This window comes from Aeromicrobium sp. 10G20-16, from assembly GCF_055809665.1.
Genome location: NZ_CM147919.1, coordinates 24,491 through 50,448, shown reverse-complemented (window position 1 = coordinate 50,448; position 25,958 = coordinate 24,491). Strand labels below are relative to the sequence as shown.

The 25,958-nt window shown below is 68.5% G+C and carries 21 protein-coding genes and 1 pseudogene; 6 read left to right on the top strand and 16 right to left on the bottom strand.

Features of this window, described 5'->3' with window-relative positions; genetic code table 11:
• Nucleotides 1-89: 89 nt before the first annotated feature.
• The 4 genes and pseudogenes from AC0L5F_RS00230 to nrdR all read right to left on the bottom strand — a co-directional run bounded on the left by AC0L5F_RS00230 (nt 90) and on the right by nrdR (nt 5,761).
• Nucleotides 90-683, bottom strand: coding sequence for an HNH endonuclease (locus AC0L5F_RS00230; protein ID WP_473314596.1), 594 nt, complete (start codon nt 681-683; stop codon nt 90-92).
• Between the two features lie 177 nt (nt 684-860).
• Nucleotides 861-2,153 carry a DNA cytosine methyltransferase gene (locus AC0L5F_RS00225; RefSeq protein WP_473314594.1) on the bottom strand — a complete coding sequence of 431 codons (1,293 nt, stop codon included), beginning with the start codon at nt 2,151-2,153 and terminating at the stop codon, nt 861-863.
• 106 nt (nt 2,154-2,259) lie between these two features.
• Nucleotides 2,260-5,200: pseudogene (locus tag AC0L5F_RS00220) on the bottom strand (vitamin B12-dependent ribonucleotide reductase).
• A 60-nt stretch (nt 5,201-5,260) separates the two neighbouring features.
• Complete coding sequence (gene nrdR, locus AC0L5F_RS00215) at nt 5,261-5,761, bottom strand: transcriptional regulator NrdR (protein ID WP_473314593.1); 501 nt, start codon at nt 5,759-5,761, stop codon at nt 5,261-5,263.
• A gap of 399 nt (nt 5,762-6,160) precedes the next feature.
• On the opposite strand from nrdR, the gene AC0L5F_RS00210 reads away from it, so the two are divergent.
• On the top strand, nt 6,161-6,733 hold the full coding sequence (locus tag AC0L5F_RS00210) for a Dps family protein (RefSeq protein WP_473314592.1): 573 nt from the start codon (nt 6,161-6,163) through the stop codon (nt 6,731-6,733).
• A 75-nt stretch (nt 6,734-6,808) separates the two neighbouring features.
• On the opposite strand, the gene AC0L5F_RS00205 is transcribed toward AC0L5F_RS00210, so the two are convergent.
• The 3 genes from AC0L5F_RS00205 to AC0L5F_RS00195 all read right to left on the bottom strand — a co-directional run bounded on the left by AC0L5F_RS00205 (nt 6,809) and on the right by AC0L5F_RS00195 (nt 9,626).
• Nucleotides 6,809-7,498 (bottom strand): type 1 glutamine amidotransferase, encoded by a 690-nt coding sequence (locus tag AC0L5F_RS00205; RefSeq protein WP_473314591.1) that lies wholly within the window; start codon nt 7,496-7,498, stop codon nt 6,809-6,811.
• A 35-nt stretch (nt 7,499-7,533) separates the two neighbouring features.
• A complete protein-coding gene (locus tag AC0L5F_RS00200; RefSeq protein ID WP_473314590.1) occupies nt 7,534-9,192 on the bottom strand; it encodes a hypothetical protein in 1,659 nt (552 codons plus the stop codon).
• Between the two features lie 116 nt (nt 9,193-9,308).
• Nucleotides 9,309-9,626 carry a LysM peptidoglycan-binding domain-containing protein gene (locus AC0L5F_RS00195; RefSeq protein ID WP_473314589.1) on the bottom strand — a complete coding sequence of 106 codons (318 nt, stop codon included), beginning with the start codon at nt 9,624-9,626 and terminating at the stop codon, nt 9,309-9,311.
• Nucleotides 9,627-9,898: 272 nt separating this feature from the next.
• Here AC0L5F_RS00195 and AC0L5F_RS00190 point away from each other — a divergent pair, with 272 nt between their 5' ends.
• Nucleotides 9,899-10,744 carry a YihY/virulence factor BrkB family protein gene (locus AC0L5F_RS00190; protein WP_473314588.1) on the top strand — a complete coding sequence of 282 codons (846 nt, stop codon included), beginning with the start codon at nt 9,899-9,901 and terminating at the stop codon, nt 10,742-10,744.
• Here AC0L5F_RS00190 and AC0L5F_RS00185 read toward each other — a convergent pair whose 3' ends face one another.
• Nucleotides 10,745-11,053, bottom strand: a complete 309-nt coding sequence (locus tag AC0L5F_RS00185; protein WP_473314587.1) for a hypothetical protein — start codon at nt 11,051-11,053, stop codon at nt 10,745-10,747. It lies immediately after the preceding gene.
• A 95-nt stretch (nt 11,054-11,148) separates the two neighbouring features.
• Between AC0L5F_RS00185 and lexA the strand changes: the two genes are divergently transcribed.
• A complete protein-coding gene (gene lexA, locus AC0L5F_RS00180) occupies nt 11,149-11,886 on the top strand; it encodes a transcriptional repressor LexA (protein ID WP_473314586.1) in 738 nt (245 codons plus the stop codon).
• A 35-nt stretch (nt 11,887-11,921) separates the two neighbouring features.
• Entirely contained in the window at nt 11,922-12,884 is a 963-nt protein-coding gene (gene galE / locus AC0L5F_RS00175) for a UDP-glucose 4-epimerase GalE (protein WP_473314585.1), read from the top strand.
• A 15-nt stretch (nt 12,885-12,899) separates the two neighbouring features.
• Here the strand turns inward: galE and AC0L5F_RS00170 are convergent, their stop codons facing one another.
• From AC0L5F_RS00170 to miaA, 6 genes are all read right to left on the bottom strand, one after another.
• Complete coding sequence (locus tag AC0L5F_RS00170) at nt 12,900-14,810, bottom strand: carboxypeptidase-like regulatory domain-containing protein (protein WP_473314584.1); 1,911 nt, start codon at nt 14,808-14,810, stop codon at nt 12,900-12,902.
• Nucleotides 14,811-14,927: 117 nt separating this feature from the next.
• Nucleotides 14,928-16,922 carry a peptidase associated/transthyretin-like domain-containing protein gene (locus tag AC0L5F_RS00165; protein WP_473314583.1) on the bottom strand — a complete coding sequence of 665 codons (1,995 nt, stop codon included), beginning with the start codon at nt 16,920-16,922 and terminating at the stop codon, nt 14,928-14,930.
• A gap of 76 nt (nt 16,923-16,998) precedes the next feature.
• The gene (locus tag AC0L5F_RS00160; protein WP_473314582.1) at nt 16,999-18,942 is read right to left on the bottom strand and encodes an ATP-dependent DNA helicase; all 1,944 of its coding nucleotides are present in this window, start codon (nt 18,940-18,942) and stop codon (nt 16,999-17,001) included.
• An 870-nt stretch (nt 18,943-19,812) separates the two neighbouring features.
• Nucleotides 19,813-21,183, bottom strand: coding sequence for a GTPase HflX (hflX, locus tag AC0L5F_RS00155; RefSeq protein WP_473314581.1), 1,371 nt, complete (start codon nt 21,181-21,183; stop codon nt 19,813-19,815).
• Nucleotides 21,180-21,998 carry a diaminopimelate epimerase gene (dapF, locus tag AC0L5F_RS00150; protein ID WP_473314580.1) on the bottom strand — a complete coding sequence of 273 codons (819 nt, stop codon included), beginning with the start codon at nt 21,996-21,998 and terminating at the stop codon, nt 21,180-21,182. Before dapF ends, hflX begins: the two co-directional genes overlap by 4 nt.
• A 46-nt stretch (nt 21,999-22,044) precedes the next feature.
• A complete protein-coding gene (gene miaA / locus AC0L5F_RS00145) occupies nt 22,045-22,905 on the bottom strand; it encodes a tRNA (adenosine(37)-N6)-dimethylallyltransferase MiaA (RefSeq protein ID WP_473314579.1) in 861 nt (286 codons plus the stop codon).
• 94 nt (nt 22,906-22,999) lie between these two features.
• On the opposite strand from miaA, the gene AC0L5F_RS00140 reads away from it, so the two are divergent.
• Nucleotides 23,000-23,593: a hypothetical protein gene (locus AC0L5F_RS00140; protein WP_473314578.1), complete on the top strand. Its 594-nt coding sequence runs from the start codon at nt 23,000-23,002 to the stop codon at nt 23,591-23,593.
• A gap of 35 nt (nt 23,594-23,628) precedes the next feature.
• Here the strand turns inward: AC0L5F_RS00140 and AC0L5F_RS00135 are convergent, their stop codons facing one another.
• A complete protein-coding gene (locus tag AC0L5F_RS00135; RefSeq protein WP_473314577.1) occupies nt 23,629-24,189 on the bottom strand; it encodes an HhH-GPD-type base excision DNA repair protein in 561 nt (186 codons plus the stop codon).
• Between the two features lie 287 nt (nt 24,190-24,476).
• On the opposite strand from AC0L5F_RS00135, the gene AC0L5F_RS00130 reads away from it, so the two are divergent.
• A complete protein-coding gene (locus AC0L5F_RS00130; protein ID WP_473314576.1) occupies nt 24,477-25,205 on the top strand; it encodes a hypothetical protein in 729 nt (242 codons plus the stop codon).
• A gap of 42 nt (nt 25,206-25,247) precedes the next feature.
• Here AC0L5F_RS00130 and AC0L5F_RS00125 read toward each other — a convergent pair whose 3' ends face one another.
• Complete coding sequence (locus AC0L5F_RS00125; RefSeq protein ID WP_473314575.1) at nt 25,248-25,880, bottom strand: TetR/AcrR family transcriptional regulator; 633 nt, start codon at nt 25,878-25,880, stop codon at nt 25,248-25,250.
• Between the last annotated feature and the right edge of the window lie 78 nt (nt 25,881-25,958).

The following is a 25,958-nucleotide window of genomic DNA, read 5'->3' as shown; positions in this document are numbered from 1 at the left end:
GCCCATACTCGCTCGAAAGACACCGCGCCAGGGGTCCGAGCGTCGGAGCACGAGAGCCCCACTGTGAGGGCGCGCAAATCGCCGCCGCACTAATCGAACGAGGGGCCACCTAGGCTGGCGAATCCCCAGTGCCAGTCCAACTCCCGTCGTCCTGGCGAGAGAGTGCCGTCTGATGGCGTCCTGACGCGACACGAGTCAAACTCCTCGTACTCGCCGCGCAGGTCAGGCGAGAACCTCACAATCCTCGAAGTGGGCTCAATCGCTGCCAGTCCAAGATCGAAGAGTGTGTGCACATCCGATCTGAGCAGCAGTCCGTTGCTCAGAGTATCCAGACCCCCGTGCACCACTGGCACGATGTGCGCAGCTTCAAGAACGGGCACTGCTCTCGACCCGGTGATGGCACACCGACCCCCGTACGCCCGAAGCAATCGACGTCGGAACTGTTGCTGCCCGCGCCGCTCCAAGATGGCCCGCAAGGCCCGCTCGCGAGCCTTGAACGGTGCGGCGCTCGGGATGGTGGCCAGTTCGAGCGATTCGCTACAAATGGCGGCCACCAATGCTGCGTATAGATCCGCATAGGCGGCGGTCCAAATATTGTCGCCGTCTTGCTTACCCGCATACGCCTGGCCTGCGTAACGTTCTTGGTCCCATGGAACGTCAAAGTGCTCAAGGAGAAGCCTCATATGACGAGGCTTGGGCGCCACGTACGGAACACCAAGTCGCTCGCCGATTGCCTCATGCCATGCACGTTCAACGGTGTCGCCTGACGAGACCCAACTTGCCTTCCTTGGCGGCGGTGGAACCCCCAGTGCGTTAGCGATCAACTCTGGCAGATCTGCTTTGATACCCATGCCTGGTAGTTAGCGCTGTGCCAGATGCACGGCTGCAAGTGCCGCGGTCTCCGCCCACCGCGTGCCGCTGCGCGCCATCTGGGCACGAGCGACGTGCTCGACAACTCCGGCGTTAACGCCGTTGCCCAATTGCTTGTAACTGGCGGAGTCAGGCTGACCGGGGAACTCAAAGGTGTCGGGGAGGCCCTGAAGGCGGGCGGCCTCGCGCGGAGTGATGCGACGGAGCGGGGTGCCGAGGATGGTGGTCTGGGTGATCGCGACCAGCGCCGGCACGTAGGTCGGCTTCTTGACTCGGATGCCGGAGGGACGGAAGTGCATGATGCACTCCTCGAGCGTCGCAGCGTCCTGCGCCTGCCACTCGAGCTTTCGGCGCGACGGCGGGAACCCTGCGAGGTGGTCATGCTCCTCGAGCCAAGCGTCGATGACAGAGCGGTACTGCGTGTAGAACTCGGCGTTCTTGCGCAGAAAACCTGACTTCCAAGCCGGCGTGCCGTCGGGGATCTCGAGGTCGTCCTCGTGGACAAAGGCGTCGGCCCAGATCGGGAAGCCGGGAAGCTTTGGTACCCCGAGTTCGCGGAATCGACGGACGAAGTCGGACCAGACGTTGACCCACTGCTGCTCGGACTCGCTCAGCGCGTAGTTGGCACGATCGGCGATCTCGTCCTCGGCCTGGAGGATGTCGGCGAGGCGCCAGTCCTGCGGGTTCCAGCCGTCGATCGGTTGGTTGGTCACGACGGGCGCGACCTCCTCCGAGGCGCGCTCGTCACCGACGTAGGTGCCGACGATGAAGACTCGCTCGCGGACCTGTGGAGCGCCACCCATCCACGGCGGGAGAAGGTGCGGGGAGAACACGGCCGGGGTCGAGGAGACCTGGTAGCCCAGCTCGCGCAGCGACCGGATGATCACGTCCCACTCGTGCTTGTGCCGCGGGCCGGCAATGTTGCGGACATTCTCGAGGATGACCATGGAGGGACGGTGCTCCTCGAGGATCCGGCAGATGTTCCAGAACAAGGTGCCGCGTGCCTCGTCCATGCCTCGCTGCTTGCCGGACTTCGAGAACGGCTGGCAGGGGAAGCCCGCCGCGAGCACATCGTGCTTGGGGACCTTCACGACTGGGTCGGTCTCAGGGATGATGTCGCCCGCGACCTCCATGTCCCAGTTGTGCTGGTAGATCTTGGCGGCTGCCTCGTCGATCTCCGAGGCGTAGACGCACTTGCCACCCAGAGCGGAGAGCGCTGCGTGGAACCCGCCGATGCCGGCGAAGAGGTCGATGAAGGTGAAGGCCGGGTCTTTCGAGCTCATGTTCGAAGTCTATTCCTCGCCTCGGACGACCTACGGGATTGGACGGGTGTGTCTGTGGACGAGCCCCGACCCGAGGGGCCGGGGCTCGTCCACGCTCACGGCTCGATCAGCTGCAGCCGCTGGTGCTGCCGCAGCCTTCGCAGACGTGGCAGGAGCCGGCGGGGCGCATCTTGGTGCCGCAGGTCATGCACAGCGGGGAGTCGACCGCGGAGCCGGTGATGGCCTCGAGCAGCTCGGCGCTGGTGTGGGCGGTTTTCGGGGCAGGGGTTGCCGCGCCTCGGACTTCGTCCTCACGGTCGCTCCGCTCCCTGGCGAGCAAAGTGGGCTCGGACGCCTCGGTCGCTGGCGCTCCCTCACGCTCGCTTCGCTCGCTGGCGACCGGCTCCTCGACACGCTCTGCCTCGACGAGCTCGGCGGCGGTGGTGCCGCCGGAGTTCAGGGGCTCGTAGGAGCCCGTGTCGAGGTAGCGCTGGCGCTCGTCGGCCGAGTAGATGCCCAGGGCGGACCGCGTCTCGTAGTCCAGGTAGTCCAGCGCCAGGCGACGGAACGTGTAGTCCATGATCGACTGGCTCATGCGGACGTCTGGGTCGTCGGTCAGACCGGCCGGCTCGAACTTCATGTTGGTGAACTTCGAGACGAACGTCTCCAGCGGCACGCCGTACTGCAGCGAGATGCTGATCGCGATGCTGAAGGCGTCCATCATGCCGGCCAGGGTCGAGCCCTGCTTGCCCAGCTTGAGGAAGATCTCGCCGAGCGAGCCGTCCTCGTGCGCACCGGAGGTCATGTAGCCCTCGGCGCCACCGACGCTGAACGACGTGGTGATCGACGTGCGCGACTTCGGCAGACGACGGCGGATCGGCTTCTCGACGATGACCGTCTTGACCTCCTCGGCCGGCGCATCCTTGGCCTTGGCTTTACCGTCCGACAGCGGCTGTCCGACCTTGCAGTTGTCGCGGTAGACCGCGAGCGCCTTCAGGCCCAGCTTCCAGCCCTGGAAGTAGACGTCCTCGATCTCCTCGACCGTGGCGGACTCGGGCAGGTTGACCGTCTTGGAGATGGCGCCGGACAGGAACGGCTGGCAGGCAGCCATCATCCGCACGTGGCCCATGGGCTTGATGGAGCGCTCGCCCATGGCGGTGTCGAAGATCTCGTAGTGCTCGGTCTTGAGGCCCGGCGCGTCGATGACGTGCCCGTTCTCGGCGATGAACTCCACGATCGCCTCGATGGTCTCCTCGGCGTAGCCGAGCTTCTTCAGCGCCGCCGGGATCGTCTGGTTGACGATCTGCATCGAGCCGCCACCGACCAGCTTCTTGAACTTGACCAGCGAGAAGTCCGGCTCGATGCCGGTGGTGTCGCAGTCCATCATGAAGCCGATGGTGCCGGTGGGCGCCAGCACGGACGCCTGGCTGTTGCGCCAGCCGTTCTCCTGACCGATGGTCAGGTTCTCGGCCCACTGCTTGGCAGCCTCGCGGTGCACCGCGATGTCCATCGAGTGCAGCGTGCGGATCTCGTCGTTGGCGGCCTGGTGCTTGCGCATGACCCGCTCGTGCGCCGACGCGTTCTGCGCGAAGCCGTCGTACGGGCCGACCACGCCGGCCAGCTCGGCCGAGCGACGGTACGAGGTGCCGGTCATCAGCGACGTGATGGCTCCGGCCAGCGCGCGGCCGCCGTCGGAGTCGTACGCCAGGCCCGACGCCATGAGCAGCGCGCCGAGGTTGGCGAAACCGATGCCCAGCTGACGGTAGGCGCGAGTGGTCTCGCCGATGGCCTCGGTCGGGAAGTCCGCGAAGCAGATGCTGATGTCCATCGCGGTGATGATCAGCTCGACGGACTGCACGAACTTCGTGGTGTCGAACGAGCCGTCGTCCTTGAGGAACTTCAGCAGGTTCAGGCTGGCCAGGTTGCAGCTGGAGTTGTCCAGGTGCATGTACTCGCTGCACGGGTTGGACGCGGTGATGCGGCCGGCCTCGGGCGAGGTGTGCCAGTCGTTGATGGTGCCGTCGTACTGGATGCCGGGATCGGCGCACGCCCAGGCGGCCTGCGCGATGTCCTTCCACAGCTGGTTGGCGTCGATGGTCTCGATGACCTCACCGTTGGTGCGGGCCCGCAGACCGAACTCGCCGCCCTCCTCGACCGCGCGCATGAACTCGTCGTTGACGCGGATGGAGTTGTTGGCGTTCTGGTACTGCACCGACGTGATGTCGGCGCCACCGAGGTCCATGTCGTAGCCGGCGTCGCGGAGGACGCGGATCTTGTCCTCCTCCTTGGCCTTGGTCTCGACGAACTCGGCGATGTCCGGGTGGTCGACGTCGAGCACGACCATCTTGGCCGCGCGACGCGTGGCGCCACCGGACTTGATGGTGCCGGCCGACGCGTCCGCACCGCGCATGAACGACACCGGGCCCGAGGCGGTGCCGCCGGAGGACTTGAGCAGTTCCTTGGACGAACGGATGCGGCTCAGGTTCAGGCCAGCACCGGATCCACCCTTGAAGATCAGGCCCTCCTCCTTGTACCAGTTCAGGATCGAGTCCATGGAGTCATCCACCGCGAGGATGAAGCAGGCGCTGACCTGCTGGGGGCTGGACGTGCCGACGTTGAACCACACCGGGCTGTTGAAGCTGAACACCTGGTGCAGGAGCATGTAGGTGCAGCTCGTGCTCGAAGATCTCCGCGTCGACGTCGGTGGCGAAGTAGCCGAACTCCTTGCCGGCCGCGGTGTAGGTGAGCACCACGCGGTCGAGCAGCTGCTTGAGGCTCTGCTCGCGATCGGGGCTGCCGACGGCGCCGCGGAAGTACTTGGTCGTGACGATGGTGGAGGCGTTGACGCTCCAGAAGTCGGGGAACTCCACGCCACGCTGCTCGAAGACGTTCTCACCGGTCTTCCAGTTGGTCTGCACGACGTCGCGCCGCTCCCAGGTGACGTCGTCGTACGGGTGCACCCCCGGCGTGGTGTAGACCCGGTTGATCGGCAGACCCGTGCGGGTCTTGTGCGAACCGGAGGTGGAGGTGGGCTCGGACCCGCTGGGTCCGTTGACCGTTTCCGTCATGACTGGTGCTCCTGTGCGGTGGTGGGTGGCGTTCGTGCTGGATGTCTGGTGCTGGATGCGTCAGCGCTGGTCGTGCTGGGTGGTGCGGGCGTGCTCCTCGGCGAGCTCGCCGTCGGCGGCGGCCGACATCATCGTGGCGATCTCCGAGGCGAAGTCGTCGGCGGACTCGAACGCCTTGTAGACGCTCGCGAACCGCAGGTAGGCGACCTCGTCGAGGGTCTTGAGCGGCTCGAGGATGGCCATGCCCACGGCGTGCGCCTGCACCTCGGCCGCGCCGGACTCGCGCAACGTGTCCTCGACCTGCTGACCCAGGCGGGCCAGGTCGTCGGCGGACACCGGGCGGCCCTTGCAGGCCTTGGCGACACCCGCGACGGCCTTGTCACGGGTGAACGGCTCGGTGGCGCCACTTCGCTTGACCACCATGAGCTGCATCTGCTCGATGGTCGTGAAGCGCTTCTCGCACGTCAGGCAGCTGCGGCGACGACGGATGGACCCGCCCTCGTCGGCGACACGGCTGTCGAGGACCTTGGTGTCGGTGTTCTTGCAGAACGGACAGTGCATCGCCGGCTCCTTCCGTGATCTTCCGGTCGTGATGATTGCGGACTTCCACTCCTCGCTTCCTGCCCCAGCCGGGAGTTCCTGTCGGGGACGGAGGTGTGGAGATCTTGTGGACTCGCTGTGGATTCCGAGTCATTTCGGTGTGTAACCCCCACCGTCCTGTGCATCAAGATGTGGAGAACTACATCGGTGTAACTACTAGATGTAGTGCCACTGTACGTGGTGCGTCGTGATGCGTGCAACATCTTTCACGACATGACTGACACTTTTTCTCAGGCTGCGCATCACCGCAGGTCAGCGCGATTTCAACTCGCCGGCGAGCGGCGCGTCGCGCGTCGAGCGAGCGGTGTTTCGCGGGTCCTGGAGGGTGTGAGACCCAGGTCAGGTGGGTACACAGCAGGCATGGCTACTTCCACTCCGAAATTCACCATCCCCGGACTGACCCCGGCCGAGGGCGAGCAGCTCGCCGGCGTCCTGCAGGGTCGCCTCAACGCCCTGATCGACCTGCACCTGACGCTCAAGCACGTGCACTGGAACGTCGTGGGTCCGCACTTCATCGCCGTCCACGAGATGATCGACCCGCACGTCGACGAGGTCATCGCCATGGTCGACGAGACCGCGGAGCGCATCGCCACGCTCGGCACCTCGCCGAAGGGCACCCCCGGCGCCGTGGTCGAGGGCCGCACCTGGGAGGACTACTCCCTGGGCCGCGCCACCACCAACGAGCACCTCGGTGCGCTCGACGAGGTCTACGTCAACCTGCTGGAGGACCACCGCAAGGCCCAGGCCGAGGTGGCCGACCTCGACCCCGTGACCGAGGACATGGTCATCGCACAGCAGAGCAAGCTCGAGCTGTTCCACTGGTTCATCCGCGCCCACCTCGAGAGCACCGGCGGCCAGCTGTCCACCGCCGACGCCGGCTCGGAGAAGAAGGCCGCAGCGGCCGCGCACGAGAACGCCGACGTCACCGACTGACGCGCCCCTCCCCTGGCTCGGAGCCCCGACTGGTCACGCACCGGTCGGGGCTTCGTGACGTCGGGCCCTCCTACGTCAGCGACTGCCCGTGTCGACGCCGAGGTAGTCCAGCGCGTCGTCGACCAGCGCATGGGCCATGTTGCGGTTCGACGGGGCGTGCTCGCGGGCCAGCTCGATGAGGGCGCGGGCGTCGACTGTCGTGTCGCCGTAGTACTCCTCGCGCACCCACCGCTCCCAGGTCTGCGGAGTCACCTCGGGATGGAATTGCCACGCAATGGCACGTGCACCGAACGAGTCGTCGACGAAGCACTGCGGACCTCGCCAGGACGTGCCGAGGACGCGGGCGGTCGGGCCCGGCGCGAACACGTCGCTGTGCATCTGAGCCCACGGACCCTCGGGGCAGAGGCGGTGGTCGGTGGTGTCGATGCGCACCCAGCCGACCTCGGGCTCGTCGGCACGCCACGACGTGCCACCCAGGGCACGCGCCATCAGCTGGGCGCCGTAGCAGATCCCCATCACCGGCACGCCGACGGCGAGCGCCACCCGCACGAAGGTGCTCTCCGACTCCACCACGTGCTTGCGGGCCGGGTCGTGGGCCGAGTGGCCCGAGCCGAGCAGCAGCACCAGGTCCGGGCGCTCCACGTCGACGAAGGCCGGGATCTGGTCCCGGTCGATCTCGTGAAGCGTCGCGCCGTGCTCGACGAGGCGTTCGGCGACGTATCCCCCGTCACGATCGGAGGCGTCTGCGATGACCTGGACCTGCATGGACTCAGTGTGTCAGCAACCGGTGGTCGGCCCTCTCAGCCGGTCGGGGGCGCGACCGTGAACGACCCGATGACGTAGGAGCCGTCGGTGCGGCCGGACAGCGCGAGGTTCATCGGCTCGAAGTCGACGGTGCGGGTCGCGTCGGGCTTGTGCTCGGCCCACGAGACCGTCACCGACACCGTGTAGGTGCCCGGCTCGAGGTCGGCCGAGAAGGTCACCGGCTCGGACACGGTGACGGGCGTCGGCTGCTGGCCCGCAATGTCGCCAGTGTTGGTGTCGCCAGTGTCGGTGCCGCCCGTGTCGATGTCGCGCAGGTCGAGCCGCGAGCCGGACTCGGCCACGACCCGACCGTCTGCGTCGCGCAGCTGGTACCCGATGGTCCAGCGCTCGTGCGTGGAGCTCACCCCGAAGTTCGTCCACCTGACGGTGCCAGTCGCTCCGCCCGCCTCGGCTCGCAGGTCGGCCGCAGCGGCGTACCGGTAGCCCGAGTACACATTGGCCAGCCGCCACACGTCGTACAGGTCGGGGTCCATCGACGTGTCTGACAGCTGGTCGGGGAAGCCGCTGCTCGCCACCATCGAGACGTGCTCGTCCAGCACGGTCCGCAGGCCCTTGCGGTAGTAGCCCGCGGGGTCCTGGTCGCCCGAGATCGGGCACCACTCGGTCAGCACCGGCGCCTCGGTGAGCCGCTGGCGCAGCAGGTCGATCACCGGGTCGCCGCGCTTCACGTACTCGGAGAACTCGTCGGCCGCCCATGTCGGGACCACGTCGAAGGTGCCCAGACAGTCCCCGCGCAGGCCCACGGGGTGGGCGAGGCCGGCGACTGCCGGGTTGTCGCGCATCAGCTCCTTGACGATCTGCGGGTTGGCGGGGGCCGTCACCATCTGGGTCCGCGGGAAGGCGCGCAGGTTCGCGGTCACGAGCCGGGTGATCGATGCGGCCGTGATGAACTGGTCGCGGTACTGGCTGTAGTACCCGAGCTGGCGCTGGCTGTCCTCCGGCGCCGGGCCCGGCGCGTCGAACTCGTCGCGCAGCACCGGCACCGTGTTCTCGCTGAAGTCGCCGTAGCCGGACATCTCGAACACCGCTAGGCGCTCGTCACCGTCGTATCGCCGACCGAGCGCGGCGAGCAGCTCGCCGAAACGGTCGAGGTACACGTCGTTGTTCCAGTCGGGCACCACCACGGTGGCGCCGTCGCGGTCGAAGGTGCTGACCACACCCGGCATGCTGGCCAACCAGTCCGGCACCGCCACGATCTGCTGGCCGGCCTCGGCCTGTTCGCAGCACGAGTCCAACGAGCTGATGCGCAGGCTCACGCGCATGCCGCGCTTCTCGTACGTGTCGAGGGCCCTGTCGAGCAGGCTGAAGTCGTAGCGCTGGTCGTCGCTCGCGTCGGCGGGAAGCGTCGACGGATCGACCGGCTGCAGCGATCGCCACTGCAGCCGGATCGCGGCGTCTCGAGTCCCCGGCCACGCGGGATACGCGCCCTGCGCATCGTTCGCCTGGGGGAACAGACCGGTCAGGATGTTGTCGAACTGACCTCGCATCGGGTTGACCAGGTCAGGGGCCGAGTACGGCAGTGCGTCGGCGACCATCGGAGCGTCCGTGTCGGTGGAGCGGTCGAGCACCAGCACGGTGCCGACGACAGCCACCACGGCGACCAGGGCGATGCCGACGACCACCCGAGTGCGCATGGCCCGATTCTGTCAGGCACCGCCGCACGGCGCGGTGCCGTTCGGCGGGCCGGACGCACCGACGCCCGCGACGACTCCTTCCCCAAGGTGCGTCGCGGGCGTCGGTGCGAAGTGGCTCAGTAGATCGGAACCGCGATCGTGGAGCCGAGCTGCAGCGCCGAGGCGCTCGGCAGCGAGTTCAGTCGGACGATCTGGTCGACCGTGCTGCGGATGTCACCGTGGGGGTTGGCCTCGGCAGCGATCTGCCAGAGCGTGTGACCAGCGACGACGTGGACCATGCGCGTGGCCTGCGGCGCGCTCGTCTCGTTGGACGCGACACCGGCGGGGCCGAACGCGATGGCCAGCACCGCGATGGCGGCCAGTGCGGCGGCGAGGACGACGGCCTTGCCGCGGCGGGTCAGACGCAGGGCGGGTTCGAGGGCGATGGTGCTCATGGTGGCCTCCAGGGGGGGAAGTGAGGAGTGGTCTGGTGCGTTCGATCGACGCCGTTCGTGTCATCCGAAACGGGAACCCGATCTGGCGAACAAGCGTTCGATCGAACACGTGTACGACACTAGAGGCCAGGTCCGACAAAAGCCACCACCACTCGAACACATTCTCGAACGAGTCTTCTCGACGATGCGTCTTTGCCTGGCATCGCAGCACAAAAAATTTTCGACACGCACAGCGATCTGCCGGCGGCGCGTCGGCCCGTTAGCGTCGAAACATGAAGTCGACGATCGATCTGGTCAAGACCGCCTGGGGTCACGCCTCGCAACGCAACGCCCCGCTGCTGGCGGCCGGCGTGGCCTTCTACGTGTTCCTGTCCGTCTTCCCGGCGATGATCGCCGCCGTGCTGCTGTACGGACTCGTGGCCTCCCCCGAGACCGTCGCGCGGCAGTCGCAGCAGATCACCGACGCGCTGCCGTCCGACGCCGCATCGATCATCACGGGGCAGATGGACTCCCTGACCCAGTCCTCGAGCGGCTCGCTCGGCGTCGGGCTGCTGCTCTCGGTGGCACTGGCCACGTACAGCGCCTCCGGCGGCGTCGGCAACCTGCTGAAGGCACTGACCGTGATGTTCGGAGGCGACAACGACCGCAACTTCGTGAGCGCCAAGCTGCTGGCCCTCAAGCTGACCGCGGGGGGCGTCGCGTTCTTCGTGGTGATCGTGGCGCTGGTCGCCGCGGCCCCCGCGGTGTTCGACGTGCTCGACCTCCCCGGGTTCGCCCGGTTCGGCCTCGAGGTCGCCCGCTGGCTCGTGCTCCTGGCGGCGATCCTGGTGGCCATCACCGCGCTGTTCCACAGCGCCGACCACTCGGCCGACGACCGGCCGCGCCAGGACCGCCGCCTCAAGGTCGGCGTCGTCGTGGCCGGCGGACTGTGGCTGGTCGCGTCGCTCGGCTTCAGCCTGTACGTCGACAACTTCGGCAGCTACGGCGAGACCTACGGCGCCCTGGCCGGCGTGGTCGCCCTGCTGCTGTGGCTGTGGATCAGCATGTTCGCGCTGCTGCTCGGCGCGAGCGTGGAGGCCGTCAGCGAGGTCGGCTCGAGTGATCCGCCTGCCGCCTGACTACCTGACCAGCACGCCCACGGCGAACGCCAGGCCACCGACGGCCACCACGAGCGCGATCAGACCCGCGACGATCTCGCGGTGCGGTCGCGCGTGCCCCGGCAACCGCTGCTCGTCGAGGTCGACCTCGAAGTCCGGCAGGAGCAGCTGCAGGTCCGCGGTGGCCGCGTCCGACCTCGACTCGGCGACCAGCAATGCGCGGACGGCGCTCTCGACCCCCGACAGATCGGTGGCACTCGTGCGACCGACGCCCTGGACCTCCAGCGACCACGCGCTGCCGGACCGGGTGCCCACGACCAGATAGCTCATGGCCGAGAGCGTAGTGCAGACGCGATCCGCAGGTCCGACACGCCGAGTCGAACACCTGTTTGATTCGAGACTCGCCGAGGCTTATGGTCGAACACATGAGCGACGACACCTCTGACGCCACCCTCGCCGAGCTGCCCGACGGACCGCCCGACGAGACCGGTCTGACCGCACGGCAGCAGCGCGTGCTGATGTTCCTGCGCGAGGAGATCGAGCGGCGCGGCTACCCGCCCAGCATGCGCGAGATCGGTGCAGCGGTGGGCCTCACCAGCACGTCCTCGGTGGCGCACCAGCTGCGCACCCTCGAGGGGCTCGGCTACGTCAAGCGCGACCCGCACCGTCCCCGCGCTCTCGAGATCTTCCTGCCCGACGTGCTGGCCGCTCGGCGTTCGATGAGCAGCTCGGCGTCCGAGGACCCGGGCGCGCACGTCGACGAGACCGGCATCAACGACTCGGCGCCGGCGCCGGTCAACATCCCGATGGTGGGTCGCATCGCCGCAGGCGGGCCGATCCTGGCCGAGGAGCGCGTCGAGGAGGTCTTCCCGATGCCCAAGTCGCTCGTCGGAGACGGCACGCTGTTCATGCTCGAGGTCTCCGGAGACTCCATGATCGACGCCGCCATCTGCAGTGGTGACTACGTCGTCATCCGCCAGCAGCCGGTGGCCGAGAACGGCGAGATCGTCGCCGCCATGCTCGACGGCGAGGCCACGGTCAAGACCTTCCAGCGCAAGGACGGCAAGATCTGGCTGCTGCCGCACAACCCCGACTACTCCCCCATCGACGGCACGCACGCCACGATCCTGGGCAAGGTCACCGCAGTCGTCCGTCGCGTCTGAGGCACCCGGCGCAGCGGGCCTGACATGCTGGCTGCATGAGCATCCTGGTCACCGGCGGCGCCGGATACATCGGTTCCCACGTCGTGCGGGCCTTCCGGCTCGCCGGTCTCGAGTGCTGTGTTCTCGACGACTTCTCCAGCGGACACCGCGAGTTCGTCCCATCCGACGTCGAGCTGATCGATCGGTCGATCCTCGACACCACGCACGTCGCCAAGGCCATGACCGAGAACGCCGTCGAGGCCGTCGTGCACCTGGCCGGCTTCAAGTACGCCGGCGTCTCGGTGCACCGGCCGCTGCACACCTACGAGCAGAACGTGCAGGGCACCGTGAGCCTGCTGAAGGCCATGCAGGAGGCGCACGTCGAGGCGATCGTCTTCAGCTCCAGTGCCGCCACGTACGGCACCCCCGACGTCGACCTCGTCACCGAGCAGACCCCCACAGCACCGGAGTCACCGTACGGCGAGACCAAGCTGATCGGCGAGTGGCTGCTGCGCGACGCCGAGCGCGCCTACGGGCTGCGACACACGTCGCTGCGCTACTTCAACGTCGTCGGGTCCGCCGTGCCCGAGCTGTACGACACGAGCCCCCACAACCTGTTCCCGCTGGTGATCGAGGCACTGATGGAGGGGCGCACTCCGCGCATCAACGGTGACGACTACCCCACCCCCGACGGCACGTGCGTGCGCGACTACATCCACGTCGCCGACCTCGCCGACGCCCACGTCGTGGCCGCCCAGCAGCTGCTGGCCTCCCAGCACCTCGAGCCGGTCTACAACCTCGGCAGCGGCGACGGCGTCTCGGTCCGGCAGATCATGACCGCGGTGCGCGAGGCCACCGGCATCGACTTCGAGCCCGAGGTGGCCGAACGGCGTGCCGGGGACCCTGCTCGCATCGTGGCGGCCGGCGATCTCGCGGCACGTGACCTCGGTTGGCAGATGCGCCACACCATCGACCAGATGGTCGCCAGCGCCTGGCAGGCCCGCCAGGCCCACGCCTGACAGACCGCCCCGGGGTCAGCCGTTGAAGCGCAGCGTGCCCACGCTGTAGGTCTTGCCCGCCTTGACCTTGATGCTGTGGCGACCCGTGAAGCTGCGGCCGAGGCCGCGCCAGGAGTCGGAGTTGACCGAGATCGTGTAGGTACCGTCAGCCAGACCATAGATGCGGAAGTTGCCGCTGCCATCGGTCAACCCGGTGCGCAGCACGAGCGTGCCGCCGGAGTTCGACAGACGGACCAGCATCTCCTTGTTGGTGCGCCCGCCGGTGCGAGTGACCCGACCCGTGACCACCGCGCCCTTGCGCGGCGTGCTGGTGGCGACGGTCTTGCTCGTGGTGGCCGCATCGACCGAGAACGTGTTGATGGTGCCCGCGCTGATGGACTTGCAGTAGTCGCGGTACATCAGCGACTTCGCGCCCGAGACGTACGACGGCGAGGTCGGGTACCCGTGGGCTCGTGCAGTGGCCGAGGGCGCCTTGCCCCGCTTGACCACCTTCCAGCTCTCGGATCCTCGATCCGCACCTCTGAAGTACGCGCTGTTGTCCGGGTAGCGGCTGGAGTACCAGGCCGAGCAGCCGGTGCGCCGACCGGTCTCGAGCCAGTACGAGCCAGGCTGCAGCGTGTACGAGGTGCCGAACCCCTGCGCGACGATGGGTGAGTCCAGGACGGAGACGCCCGGGACGCGCTCACGAACGCGGATCAGCTTGTCGTGGGAGGTCATCCACGACGGCGTGGAACGACTGACGTTGATGGTGCTGGTGGGCTCGACCAAGGGGACGACGACGTTGATTCCCGCGGTGCGGGGCAGCACCAGCAGGTTGGCGCGACTGTAGGCGGAGTAGCCGATGGGGCCGTAGCAGCTGCCGTAACGCGTCGGCTGGCCAGCACTGTCGGGCTTGGCGGTCCACACCTCGGTGCCGCCGAGGCGGGCGCTGACCATGTAGCGGTTGTCGGCCGAGTCCGAGGCCGGCAGGAAGTCGACCCGATAGGCGCCGCCGGTGGTGCGGGTGTGGGCGAACACATTCGCGCAGCGTGCGATGTCCAGCTCGCCCATGGCGCGCGTGTCGGACCCGTAGTAGGCCGGCGGGGGTGCGGCGACGGAGACCTCGACGTTGGAGCGGTTGCGGTACACGCCATCACCGAGCGTGCCGGTGATGAAGCTGTACGCGAAGTCGACGGCGAAGTCCTTGTAGCGCGTGACCGAGACGCCCGACGCGTCGCGCAGGTACAGCGCGCCGCCGGTGTACGAGTCGGCCGCCGTGCCGCGCCACCACCAGGAGCGCTCGGCGCCCTGTGAGTCGACGCCGGAGATCTGCACGTAGTACGTCGCCGTGGCGTAGTTGTTGCTGTCGACCGGCACGTTGAAGCGGTAGGTGCCGTCCGACGCGACCTCGGTGTAGGCCTTCTGCACCGTGTTGCCGCCCCGGACCTTGGTGAACAGGCGGACGGCGAGCTTGCGCATCGGCTGGGATCCGGGCGAGCCGGTGACGGTTCCGGTGATCTGCTGCACGCCGCCGGGCAGCCGGGTCTCGACGCTGCGCAGGTAGGTGTGGTTGGCCTTCTTGTGCGTGGTCTCCTGGACCCGGATGGTCACGTCACCGACGCGGCTGATCTCACCGACCGCAGTGCCGTGGGTGTACGGGAACTTCGGCGAGGTCGGCTTCATGTAGACGGTCACGTACGCCGACGACTTCGCCTTGACCGCATAGCTGCTGGCCGTCGAGACGCCGTCGGCGAAGGAGATCTTGCCCTTGCAGGTGGTGGTCGCCGAGCAGGTGGCGAGCACGTTGGCTCGCCCGCCGGAGTCCAGGCCGATGTAGCGCGTGCTGACGGTCAGGTAGGCCGTCGCCGCCTGGGCGGGAGCGGCTGAGAGCACGCCAGAGGCGAGAGCGGCGATGGCCGCGAACGCGACCATCAGACGGCGTGTCACAAGGTGTCCCCGATGCAGTGGCGCGATGAAATCGGCTCAACCTAACAGATTTTCACCATCAGTGCAGGAAGAATCCCGGAGTTTCCCCGACGACGTCTCGACCGCTCGCCGCCGGGATCAGCCCTTGAAGGTGAGCGTGCCCGCGTTGACGTACTTGCCGGCCTTGACGGTGATCGTGTGCTTGCCGGTGAAGGACCGGCCGATGCCGCGCCAGGAGTCGGAGTTGACCGAGATGGTGTACGTGCCGGGACGCAGACCCGCGACGTAGAACTTGCCCTTGCTGTCGGTCAGGTCGGTGCGGATGACGTCGACACCGTTGTCGCGCGACACACGCACCATCATCTCCTTGTTGGTGCGGCCACCCGTGCGCTTGACCGTGCCGTACACGACGCCGCCACGCGTGGCGGAGCTGACGGGGACGTCACGATCGGCGGTGCCCATGCGGAACCAGCCGATGGTGCCGGCGCTCAAGGTCTTGCAGTAGTCGCGGTACATCCAGCCCTTGTAGCCCTTGCTGGGCGTGCGCTTGACGTATCCCATGTCGTAGGACTTGGAGTACTCCGCGGAGGCTCCCGCGACGGTCTTCCAGCGCTCGGCACCGCGATCGGCCCCGCTGAAGTAGGCGTTGTTGTTGGAGTACACGCTCTGGTACCAGGCCGAGCACGACGTGCGGCGGCCGGTCTCGACCCAGTACTCACCCTGCGGCACGCTAAAGGTCTTGCCGCTGGCGGTGGTGTAGCCGATTGCCACGATGGGCGAGTCGAGGATCGGGACGCCCGGGATCTTCTCGCGCAGCGAGATGAACCGGTCGGCGCTGACCTGGCCGGAGTAGTTGAAGGTGGTGGGCAACAGGTGCGCCGACTGCTGGGGCGGCGCGAGGTCGAGATCGACACCCTCCTTGGTCGAGTCGAGCGTGATCAGGTTGCTCGTGGTGGACGACGCGTAGCCGGTGATGTCGTAGCAGCTGCCGAACCGGCGATCGGGCTCGGCACTGCCGTTGCCTGCCCAGACCTCGTTGGCGCCGGATCGAGCGCCCACCATGTAGCGGTTGCTCTCGGTGCGGTTGGACGCCACCGGCAGGAAGTCCGCGTGGTAGTTGCCGTCGTCGTCGGTCTTGACCCGTGCGTACACGTTGGCGCAGCGAGGGATGTCCAGCTCTTGCAGAGCCTTGGTGTCCGACCCGTAGTCGCGGCCTGGAGGCGCGGCGATCGACACGTCGATGCCGGCCTTGCCGCCGCTGGCGCCGCCCACGTTGCCCTCGATGGACCCGACGGTGACGTCGGCGACGTAGTCGCTGGTGTCGGACATCGTGATCGTCGAGGCGTCGCGGCTGTAGCGGGGTGCCCCGTAGTAGTCGCCACTCAGGCCCATCCACCAGAACGTGCGAAACGCGCCCTGGGAGTCCTTGGCCTCGAACTTCAAGTAGTAGTACTTGGTCCACGGATCGTTGTTGCTGGTCATGGGGATGTCGAAGGAGTACGAGCCGGTGTAGCGACCGCCCGCAGCCGGCGTCATGGTGATCTCGCGGGTGCCACGCAGCTTCTCACCACCGCCGCGGATCTTCTCGAAGATGCGCGCCTTCACGTCGGTGAGCTGACCCGATCCGGCTGCTTCACCGGGAATCGAGGTGAGCGTGCCGCGCAGCTGCTGATCGGTGTTCTCCAGGCGGGTGTCGAGCGTGACCGGGATCTCGCGCGACGCCTTGCTCGGGCTCGTCTGCGACAGCAGCACCTTGACGCCGGTGACGCGGTAGATCTCACCGACCTGGCTGCCGACCTTCGTGTCGTCGCCGTCGGCCTTGGCCTGGTTGGCCACCGGATTGACCGGCGAGTCCCGGCGCATGGCCAGCGACACGAAGGCCGAGCTGCGGGCCTTGACCGCGTAGGCGACCTTGGTCGAGGACGGCTCGCCGACCACGCTGAGCGTGCCGCGGCAGGTGGAGCCGGACCAGCACTTCAGATACACCCGTGCCTTGCCATCGGTACCGATGCCGATGTTGGTGGTGACGATGCCGGCTGACGGTGAAGCAGCTTCGGCAGATGATGAGGTCAGGACCAAGGGCGTGGCGATCAGAGCCGCACCGCAGAGTAGGGCGATCAGTCGATGATGCATCGAGGGAGTCCGGTCTGTGGGCTGAAAGAAATCTGAGACAGACTATCAGGGGCTCACCGATCCACCACCCCGCCGATCAGGTCGCCGCGGCCTCGTCGAGACGCTGCAGAGCCTTGATCACCGTGTCGTGATCGGTGGTGCGCCACATGGGCGGCAGGGACGCGGCGAGGAAGCTGCCGTACCGGGCCGTGACAAGACGCGGGTCCAGGATCGCCACGACGCCGCGGTCGGTGTCGCGCCGGATGAGGCGGCCCGACCCCTGGGCCAGCAGCAGCGCCGCGTGCTGGGCCGCGACGGTCATGAAGCCGTTGCCGCCGCGCTTCTCGACCAGGCGTTGGCGCGCGCTCATCAGCGGGTCGTCGGGACGCGGGAAGGGCACGCGGTCGATGATCACCAGCTGGCAGGTGTCGCCCGGAAGGTCGACGCCCTGCCACAGGCTGAGGGTGCCGAACAGGCAGGTGGACGGGGTCTCGGCGAAGCGGCGCGCGAGCTCGGGCAGCTGGGCGTCGCCCTGGCACCAGATGTCGATGTCAGGCAGCCGCTCACGCACCTGCTCGGCGGCGGTCTCGGCAGCGCGACGCGACGAGAACAGTCCGAGCGTGCGTCCGCCGGCAGCCTCGATCAGTGCCGTGATCTCGGCGATCTGCGCCTCGGCCAGCCCGTCACGGCCCGGCGGTGGCAGGTGCTTGGCCACGTAGAGCATGCCCTGCTTGGCGTAGTCGAACGGCGACCCGACGTCGAGGCCGGTCCAGTCGTCTCCCCCGGGCGCGAGCCCCAACGACGCCGCCACCGGATCGAACCCGCCGCCGAGCATGAGGGTGGCGCTGGTCAGCACGACCGTCTTGGTGCCGAACAGTTTTTCGCGCAGTGCTCCCGAGACGTCGATGGGTGCGACGTGCAGCTGCTTGTTGCCACGGAAGTCGCTGAGCCACAGGACGTCGGTCTCGGCGCCGGCAGCCATGCGCTCGGCGACCACGCGGATGTCGTCGACCATCGCCTGGGCCTGCTGCCGACCGGCGTCGGGCTCGCCCTTGGCCTCGCCCGAGCTGGGCTTCAGCGCCGTGACGCAGGCACGGGCCGCATCGCGCACGAGCGCCAGTGCGCTGAGCAGCGCCTGTTCGGGGGCGTCGATTCGACCTTCCTCGGTGCGCGTCAGCACCTCGACCAGCGCGTCGGACGCGTCGGACAGGTCGTCGACCGCGTATCCGTCGGGAGCGTAGGAGCGGGCCCGGCGTGCGGCGCGTTCGACCATCTCCGCGCTGAGCTCGGAGGTGGACGCCTGGGTGACCCGGGCCGCGAGCTCGTGCGCCTCGTCGACGACGACGGCGTCGTACTCGGGCAGCATCGGGACCCCGTCGATGGCGTCGATGGCCAGCAGCGCGTGGTTGGTGACCACCACCTGAGCCTGCTGGGCGTCCTCACGGGCCAGCTCGGCGAAGCACTCGGCGGCATGGGCGCAGCGGCTGGCGCCGAGGCACTCACGGTGGTTGACGCTGACCTGGCGCCACGCCTGCTCCGAGTGCGCGGGGGCGGAGTCGCGATCGCCGACGTGTCCGCCCTCGGCCTGCTCCTCGGCCCATGCGCGCAGCTCGACAACCTCGCCGCCGAGCGTCCCTTCGGGAACCTCGATCAGGGTGCCCTGGTCGTCGGGCGCGCCTTCGCGGATGCGGTGCAGGCACGCGTAGTTGCCGCGCCCCTTGACCACCGCGTGGTGCGGCACGGTCTCGAGGGTGGCGCGCGCGGCCTCCTTCATCGCCGGGATGTCGCGCTCGACCAGCTGGTGCTGCAGGTTCAGCGTGGCCGTGGCCACGACGACGCGCTTGCCGTGCAGCAGGCTCGGCACCAGGTAGCCCAGCGACTTGCCGGTGCCGGTGCCGGCCTGCACGAGCAGGTGGGTCTCGTTCTCGAGGGCGTCGCGCACGGCCTCGGCCATCGCGATCTGCCCGGGACGGTCCTCGCCGCCGACCGCCTCGACCGCCGCGTGGAGCACCGTGGCAACGTCGACGGTCTCCTCAGGCATGCGCCGAGGCTATCCGGCCGAACCGGGTGAGGCTCCGACGCATCCACACGAGCGCGCCACGACACAGCGGCGCGGCTTGCGCTGGTCTCGCCTCGGTCGCTGGCGGCCCCCTTGGCGAGCGGGGCTGTTCGCCAGGGAGCGCAGCGACCGTGAGGGCGAAGCCCGAGGCGAACCACAGCCGAACGACTTGCGGTGGTCTCGCCTCGGTCGCTCGTTCCTCGCTTCCTCACGCTCCTCGCAGAGCTCGTCACTGGCGAGCGGGTTCCGTTCGCCAAGGAGCGCAGCGACCGTGAGGGCGAAGCCCGAGGCGAACCACAGCCGACAGACTTGCAGGGGTCTCGCCTCGGTCGCTCGTCGCTGGCGAGCAGGTTCTGTTCGCCAGGGAGCGCAGCGACCGTGAGGGCGAAGCCCGAGGCGAACCACAGCCGAACGACTTGCGGTGGTCTCGTCTGGCGAGCAGGTTGTTCGCCAGGGAGCGCAGCGACCGCGAGGCCGAAGGCCGAGGCGAACCACAGCCGGACAGCTTGCGTTGGCCTCGCCTCGGTCGCTGGCGCTCCCTCACGCTCCTCGCAGAGCTCGTCACTGGCGAGCAGGTTCTGTTCGCCAGGGAGCGCAGCGACCGTGAGGGCGAAGCCCGAGGCGAACCACAGCCGAACGACTTGCGTTGGCCTCGCCTCGGTCGCTGGCGCTCCCTCACGTTCCTCGCAGAGCTCGTCACTGGCGAGCAGTCTGTTCGCCAGGGAGCGCAGCGACCGTGAGGCCGAAGCCCGAGGCGAACCACAGCCGAACGACTTGCAGGGGTCTCGCCTCGGTCGCTGGCGCTCCCTCACAGTCGGCCGCAAGCGGCCTCCTTGGCGAACAGTGCGCAGGTCAGGTGGTGTAGGCGGCGAGGTCGTGGGCGAGGGCGCCGTCGACCAGGGCGACGACGTGGGTGCCGTCGGCCTCGTGCTCCAACGACTCGATGTCGCCGCGCTCGTGGATCTGGTTCAGCAGATCTCCCCGCTCGTACGGCAGCACCAGCTCGACGCGCTCTGACGGGCGTGGCAGGTCCGCCTCGATGGCATCGAGCAGCTCGTCGATGCCCTCCCCCGTGCGGGCACTGACCACCACGGCGTGCGGCTCGGCACTGAGCAGCTGCTTGATCGCCAGCGGATCAGCGGCGTCGGCCTTGTTGATCACGATGATCTCGGGGACGCCCAACGCGTCCACGTCGGCCAGCACCTCGCGCACGGCGGCGATCTGACCGGCCGGATCGGGGTGCGACCCGTCGACCACGTGCAGGATCAGGTCCGACTCGCCCACCTCCTCCAACGTCGACCGGAAGGCCTCGACCAGCTGGTGCGGCAGGTGGCGGACGAAACCGACGGTGTCGGACATCGTGTAGACGCGGCCGTCGGAGGTCTGCGTGCGCCGCGTGGTGGTGTCGAGGGTGGCGAACAGGGCGTCCTCGACCAGCACCCCGGCGTCGGTCAGCCGGTTGAGCAGGCTGGACTTGCCGGCGTTGGTGTAGCCGGCGATCGAGACCGAGGGAATGTCGTGTCGCTTGCGGTTGGCCTTCTTGGTCTCGCGGGTGGCGCTCAACGCCGCCAGCTCACGTCGGAGCTTGGCGATCTTGGCCTGGATGCGGCGGCGATCGGTCTCGAGCTTGGTCTCACCGGGGCCGCGGCCACCGATGCCCTCGCCGCCGGCCGCGCGGCCGCCGGCCTGCCGGGACAGGTTGCCGCCCCAGCCGCGCAGACGCTGGGTCTGGTACGTGAGCTGGGCCAGCTCGACCTGCGCCTTGCCCTCCTTGCTCTTGGCGTGCTGGGCGAAGATGTCGAGGATCAGCGCGGTGCGGTCCACGACCTTGACCTTGCACCGGTCCTCGAGGTTGCGCAGCTGGCTGGGTGCCAGCTCGCCGTCGCAGATGATCGTGTCGGCGCCCGTCGCCTCGACCGATGCCTTGAGGTCGTCGACCTTGCCGCTGCCGATGTAGGTGGCGGGGTCGGGCTTCTGCCGCCGCTGCATGAGCGCGTCGAGCACCTCCGAGCCGGCGGTCTCGGCCAGCAGCTTCAGCTCGGCCAGCGAGTTCTCGGCGTCCTCGGCACTTCCCTCGGTCCAGACGCCCACCAGCACGACGCGCTCGAGGCGCAGCTGGCGGTACTCGACCTCGGTGATGTCCTCGAGCTCGGTGCGCAGGTTGGCGACACGTCGCAGGGAGTTGCGCTCCTCCAGCTCCAGACCGTCCAGGTCTGTACTCACCCGAGCCACTCCATCTCGCCGCGCGCGACGATGGCAGCGGGCCCCTCGAGCAACAGGTGGTCGTCCTCGGCCCACGTGACGAACACGGTGCCGCCGGGAACGTCGACGCGGTACGACACCGGGCGTTCGGTGCGATCGACCACGGCGGAGGCGACGGCCACCGCGCAGGCGCCGGTTCCGCACGAGCGGGTCTCGCCGGACCCGCGCTCGTGGACCCGCATGGCCACGTGCTGCGGCGCGCGGTGCACCACGAACTCGATGTTGACGCCCTCGGGGTAGAGCGCGTGGTCATACTCGGGCTCGGTCAGCAGCGAGCCGGCGTCGTCGAGACGGTCGACGAACGCGACCGCGTGGGGGTTGCCGGTGTGCACCTCGTGGGCCTCCCAGGTGCGCCCCTCTGCCGTGACCTTGGAGGTGGTGCCGACGCGGGCGAGGCCCATGTCGACGACCACCTGCGCGTCGTCGACGGTGACCTGCTTGTCGCCGTCGCGAGTGCCGATCAGGAACGGGACGGACCCGTCGACCAGGCCCTCGTCGACGAGGTGCTTGGCGAACACGCGGATGCCGTTGCCGCACATCTCGCTGAGGCTGCCGTCGGCGTTGCGGTAGTCCATGAACCACTCGGCGTCCGACGTGGCGTCAATGGCGGTGCTGCGGATGACGCGCAGGACGCCGTCGGCGCCGATGCCGCGCCGACGGTCGCACAGATCCGCCACGAAGGCCGGAGCGAGGTCGCCGTGCACCGTGCCGTCGTGATCGGGCAGCAGCACGAAGTCGTTCTCCGTACCGTGTCCCTTCAACCACGAAAACGTCATGTCTGGCAGTCTACGCCGGTTCCGTTCACAGCAAATCCGATTCGATTCACAGCCAGGTGATGCGCGGATCGCCGTGGAAGAGCCGGTCCTGTCGGCGTGCGAACTTGCGCGTCGCCGCCACGGTCGCCGCCTTCGCCTCCGCCTCGGTGAGCCTGCCGTCGAGCTGGGCCAGGGCCTGGCTGTAGCCGATCGCCTTGGCGGCGGTCTCGCCGTGGTCGAGCCCCTGGTCGCGCAGCTCGCGGACCTCGTCGAGCAGCCCGGCCGCCCACATCGCCTCGACCCGGTCGACGATGCGCTCGTCGAGGGTCTGTCGTGGGACGTCAAGACCGATCATCGTCAGGTGCGAGTAGATGGACTCGTGCGGCGGCATGGTCGCGACGAACGGGGCACCGGTCAGCTCGATGACCTCCAGCGCCCGCACGATGCGGCGGCCGTTGGTGGGCAGGATCTGCTCGGCCGCCGCGGGATCACGCTCGGCGAGCACCGCGTGCAGGGCCTCTGCGCCCACCCGCTCGAGCTCGGCGGACCATTGCGCCCGCACGTCCGGGTCGGTGCCGGGGAACTCGAGCCGGTCGATGACGGCGCGCACGTACAGCGACGACCCGCCCGCCAGCACCGGCGTCACTCCTCGCGCCTGACAGTCGTCGATGGCTCGCCTCGCCTCGATCTGGAACTGCGCCACGCTGGCCGGTTCGGACACGTCGAGCACGTCGAGCAGGTGGTGGCGGACGCCGCCTCGCTCGGCCACCGGGATCTTCGCGGTGCCGATGTTCATGCCGCGGTACAGCTGCATGGCGTCGCCGTTGACCACCTCTCCCCCGAGGCCACGCGCCACGTCCACTGCCAGGTCGGACTTGCCCGACGCGGTGGGACCGACGACGACCACGACGTGGCGCACCGGAGACATGGGATCCAGTCTGGCAGGTGGTCGCGGGCACCCTGTGGTCCGAGGACATCGGCTCGCACCGGTCCGGTCATGGGGCGCGTGGGAGGATGTCCGGGTGACGTCGCACGAACCGCTGCCGCCGTATCCGCCGCAGCGGGTGTGGACGTTCCCGCCTCCGCCGTTGCCTCGCCGCTGGCGCTGGATCGCCCTTGCCGCGACGCTGGTCGCCACGGGGCTCGTCGCCGGACTGATCGTCACGACGGTCGCACTGGAGTCGACCGACGCGCCGGGGCTGATCGACAACGGTCAGGTGCTGGACACGATCTCCTCGGAGTGTGCGGCGATGACCGAACGCGTCGACAGCATTCCTGCCGGCTCGAGCCCGGCGGAGATGGTCAGGACCATCAGGGCTCAGAACCAGGCCGTCACGACGATGGTCGACACCATCGCGAGCCTGCCGCGCTCGGTGATCGATGAGGACCGGCCGACCGCTGCGTGGCTCCAGGACTGGCGCACGCTGGTGTCCGCCCGCGAGGCCTACGCGAACTCACTCGACGAGGACGGGACGCGTGCACGGCCGTTTCGCAGCCCTCGCTCCCCGGACGGCAGCCCCATCGCCCAGCGGATGGACGAGGCGTTGCTCGACCCGGTGTGCACCGTGCCCGAAGCCCTGATCGAACCCGGTCGGCGCAGTCTGTCGTCGATCTGACTGTCGTCGATCTGACTGGGCGTCGGACCCGGGCGCTACGCCTTCGCTGCAGCCTTGGCGGCCTTCTTGAAGTCGCGCACCTTCTGCAGCGACTCCGCGTCGACCACGTCGGCCACTGATCGGAAGCCCTTGCGGCCGTAGTCGCCGGTCACGGTCGTCCAGCCGCGAGGCTTGACGCCCAGCTGCTTGGCCAGCAGCGCAGTGAAGATCTTGGCCTTCTGCTCGCCGAACCCGGGCAGGGCGCGCACTCGGGCGAACAGCGCGTCGCCGGACTTGGCCTCGGTCCACAGTCGGGCCGTGTCGCCGTCGTACTCGCTGACGATGTGGCGGGCCAGCTCCTGCAGACGTCCGGCCATCGATCGTCCATAGCGGTGGATGGCCGGCGGGGTCGCGCAGAGGTCGGCGAAGGCCTCCGGCTCGGCCTCGGCGATCGTCGCCGGATCGAGCGTCCCGAACCGGTCGAGCACTTTCGCGGGGCCCGCGAAGGCCCGTTCCATGGGAAATTGTTGGTCCAACATCATGCCGGCGAGCAGCGCGAACGGGCTCGAGTTGAGCACCTCGTCAGCGTGGGGGTCCTGGGCGATCTGGATCGGCATGAGTTCATCCTGCCACCATGAACGGGTGACCGAGAGCGACGTCGATGCTTCCGCCACGATGTGGGCCAGAGCCGTCGGACGGCGGGACGGGACGGAGCCGGCGCCTGCGCACCGTTGACCACCGGCTCGGTGGCGACCACGAGACCACCGACCAGGCGCAGAGACCGACGTAGCACGCCCCTCCGATCTCAAGTCGGACGGAGCGGCCCCGGAGGGGCCGGAATCTGCATCGAGTCATGGTGCCGCGATTGCCCCCGCGGACGGCCGACCGGGGTTTACGATCAGCCATGACTTCGCCCGATGACCAGGGTCAGCAGCCCGGCCCGCCGGTCCAGGACCCGTACCAGCAGCCCGGCCCGCCGGTTCATGACCCGTACCAGCAGACCGGCTCGGGCCCGTACGTTCCACCCCCCGGCAACGCCGGACCCGCCCAGTACGGCCCGTACGGCCCGTACTGGGCCTACCCGCCGCGTCCGGCCAACGACAACCGTTGGGGCTGGATGGCGGCCGGGTTCGGCGTCGGCATCGCCATGACCGTCGTCGGCATGGCCGCTCTGTTCCTGTTCCTGCCCTTCGCCTTCGGATTCTCCGACTTCGAGGGTGATTTCGCCGACGACTACTACGTCGACCAGGGCAGCGTGAACCGTGCCATGGGGCCGGCGTGCGACGACCTGGAGGAGCTTGCCCGCACCGTCCAGCTCTTCGGCTCTCCCGCCTCGGGTGCTGACAGCGTCGCGCAGCTCGCGGACGGGGCTCGCAAGATCGCCGCGGCGATCGACGGTGCGGGGCCGAATGCCGACGCGCGGCTGTTGAGCGCTGACTGGAAGAGCGTCGCGACGGCTCTCGACGACTTCGCCGGACGCCTGCCCACCGATCCAGCGGCCAGGCTCGACCTGCCAGACGTCGAGGGGTCCTTGGTGTCGGATCGCATCTACTGGGGCAACGACACCTGTTACGTGCCCGCGTTGGTCACGGCGCTTGATCCCGACGCCTCGACCGATCCGTACGACTTCTGAGACCTCCCGACCCGCATCGCCGCGCTCGTCACCGGGGCGCCCTCAGACGGGTTCGACGACGGCCAGCAGGACAGCCGGCAAGGTGCTGCGCAGCAGGTCGAGGTCGAGGGGGCGGTCCAGCAGCAGGGCGTCGCGGAGCGCGTTGTCGTACGTGCCGACGAGGATCGCCGCCACGTGACCGGCCGGGACCGTCAGGCGCAGCTGCATGACCTCGAGGACCGAGACCAGGAACCGCTCGAAGTCGTCGCGTGCCTGGCGCCACGCCTCGACGACCTGGCGGCCCACCTCGTCGTGCCGCAGACCCCGCAGCTGGAACTCGGTGTGCACCTGCAGCCACTCCAGGTCCACCGGCTGCAGCAGCAGGAAACGGTCGAGCACGGCCGCGAACACCTCCAGGGTGTCGCGTCCGGCGACCGACTCGGCGTCGGCTGCCTCGCGCAGGCGCCCCATCATCAGCTCCTGCTCGCGGTCGAACAGCGCCAGCAGCAGGTCGTCCTTGCTGGAGAAGTTGGAGTAGAACGCGCCGCGGGTGTAGCCGGCCTGCTCGCAGATGTGCTCGACGGACGCGCCCTGGATGCCCTCTCGGGCCAGCACCGACCGGGCCGCCTCCAGCATGCGCTCGCGGGTCGCAGCTCGACGGCGCACACCCGGACGCTGCTCGGCGACCTGCTTCATCGGCGTCTCTCCTCGGGAACCGGCGCTCCGGAACGACTGTGACGCAGACACCATACTCGATGCATTGACGCATCCGAT

What these genes read in the sequence shown, in the direction of transcription:
- AC0L5F_RS00130 (WP_473314576.1), top strand. Translation starts at nt 24,477, where the DNA reads ATGACTTCGCCCGATGACCAGGGTCAGCAGCCCGGCCCGCCGGTCCAG.
- AC0L5F_RS00135 (WP_473314577.1), bottom strand. Translation starts at nt 24,189, where the DNA reads ATGCCGATCCAGATCGCCCAGGACCCCCACGCTGACGAGGTGCTCAAC.
- AC0L5F_RS00185 (WP_473314587.1), bottom strand. Translation starts at nt 11,053, where the DNA reads ATGAGCTATCTGGTCGTGGGCACCCGGTCCGGCAGCGCGTGGTCGCTG.
- AC0L5F_RS00190 (WP_473314588.1), top strand. Translation starts at nt 9,899, where the DNA reads ATGAAGTCGACGATCGATCTGGTCAAGACCGCCTGGGGTCACGCCTCG.
- AC0L5F_RS00195 (WP_473314589.1), bottom strand. Translation starts at nt 9,626, where the DNA reads ATGAGCACCATCGCCCTCGAACCCGCCCTGCGTCTGACCCGCCGCGGC.
- AC0L5F_RS00210 (WP_473314592.1), top strand. Translation starts at nt 6,161, where the DNA reads ATGGCTACTTCCACTCCGAAATTCACCATCCCCGGACTGACCCCGGCC.
- AC0L5F_RS00160 (WP_473314582.1), bottom strand. Translation starts at nt 18,942, where the DNA reads ATGCCTGAGGAGACCGTCGACGTTGCCACGGTGCTCCACGCGGCGGTC.
- dapF (WP_473314580.1), bottom strand. Translation starts at nt 21,998, where the DNA reads ATGACGTTTTCGTGGTTGAAGGGACACGGTACGGAGAACGACTTCGTG.
- AC0L5F_RS00125 (WP_473314575.1), bottom strand. Translation starts at nt 25,880, where the DNA reads ATGAAGCAGGTCGCCGAGCAGCGTCCGGGTGTGCGCCGTCGAGCTGCG.
- nrdR (WP_473314593.1), bottom strand. Translation starts at nt 5,761, where the DNA reads ATGCACTGTCCGTTCTGCAAGAACACCGACACCAAGGTCCTCGACAGC.
- AC0L5F_RS00225 (WP_473314594.1), bottom strand. Translation starts at nt 2,153, where the DNA reads ATGAGCTCGAAAGACCCGGCCTTCACCTTCATCGACCTCTTCGCCGGC.
- miaA (WP_473314579.1), bottom strand. Translation starts at nt 22,905, where the DNA reads ATGTCTCCGGTGCGCCACGTCGTGGTCGTCGTCGGTCCCACCGCGTCG.
- AC0L5F_RS00165 (WP_473314583.1), bottom strand. Translation starts at nt 16,922, where the DNA reads ATGCATCATCGACTGATCGCCCTACTCTGCGGTGCGGCTCTGATCGCC.
- galE (WP_473314585.1), top strand. Translation starts at nt 11,922, where the DNA reads ATGAGCATCCTGGTCACCGGCGGCGCCGGATACATCGGTTCCCACGTC.
- lexA (WP_473314586.1), top strand. Translation starts at nt 11,149, where the DNA reads ATGAGCGACGACACCTCTGACGCCACCCTCGCCGAGCTGCCCGACGGA.
- AC0L5F_RS00200 (WP_473314590.1), bottom strand. Translation starts at nt 9,192, where the DNA reads ATGCGCACTCGGGTGGTCGTCGGCATCGCCCTGGTCGCCGTGGTGGCT.
- AC0L5F_RS00205 (WP_473314591.1), bottom strand. Translation starts at nt 7,498, where the DNA reads ATGCAGGTCCAGGTCATCGCAGACGCCTCCGATCGTGACGGGGGATAC.
- AC0L5F_RS00230 (WP_473314596.1), bottom strand. Translation starts at nt 683, where the DNA reads ATGAGGCTTCTCCTTGAGCACTTTGACGTTCCATGGGACCAAGAACGT.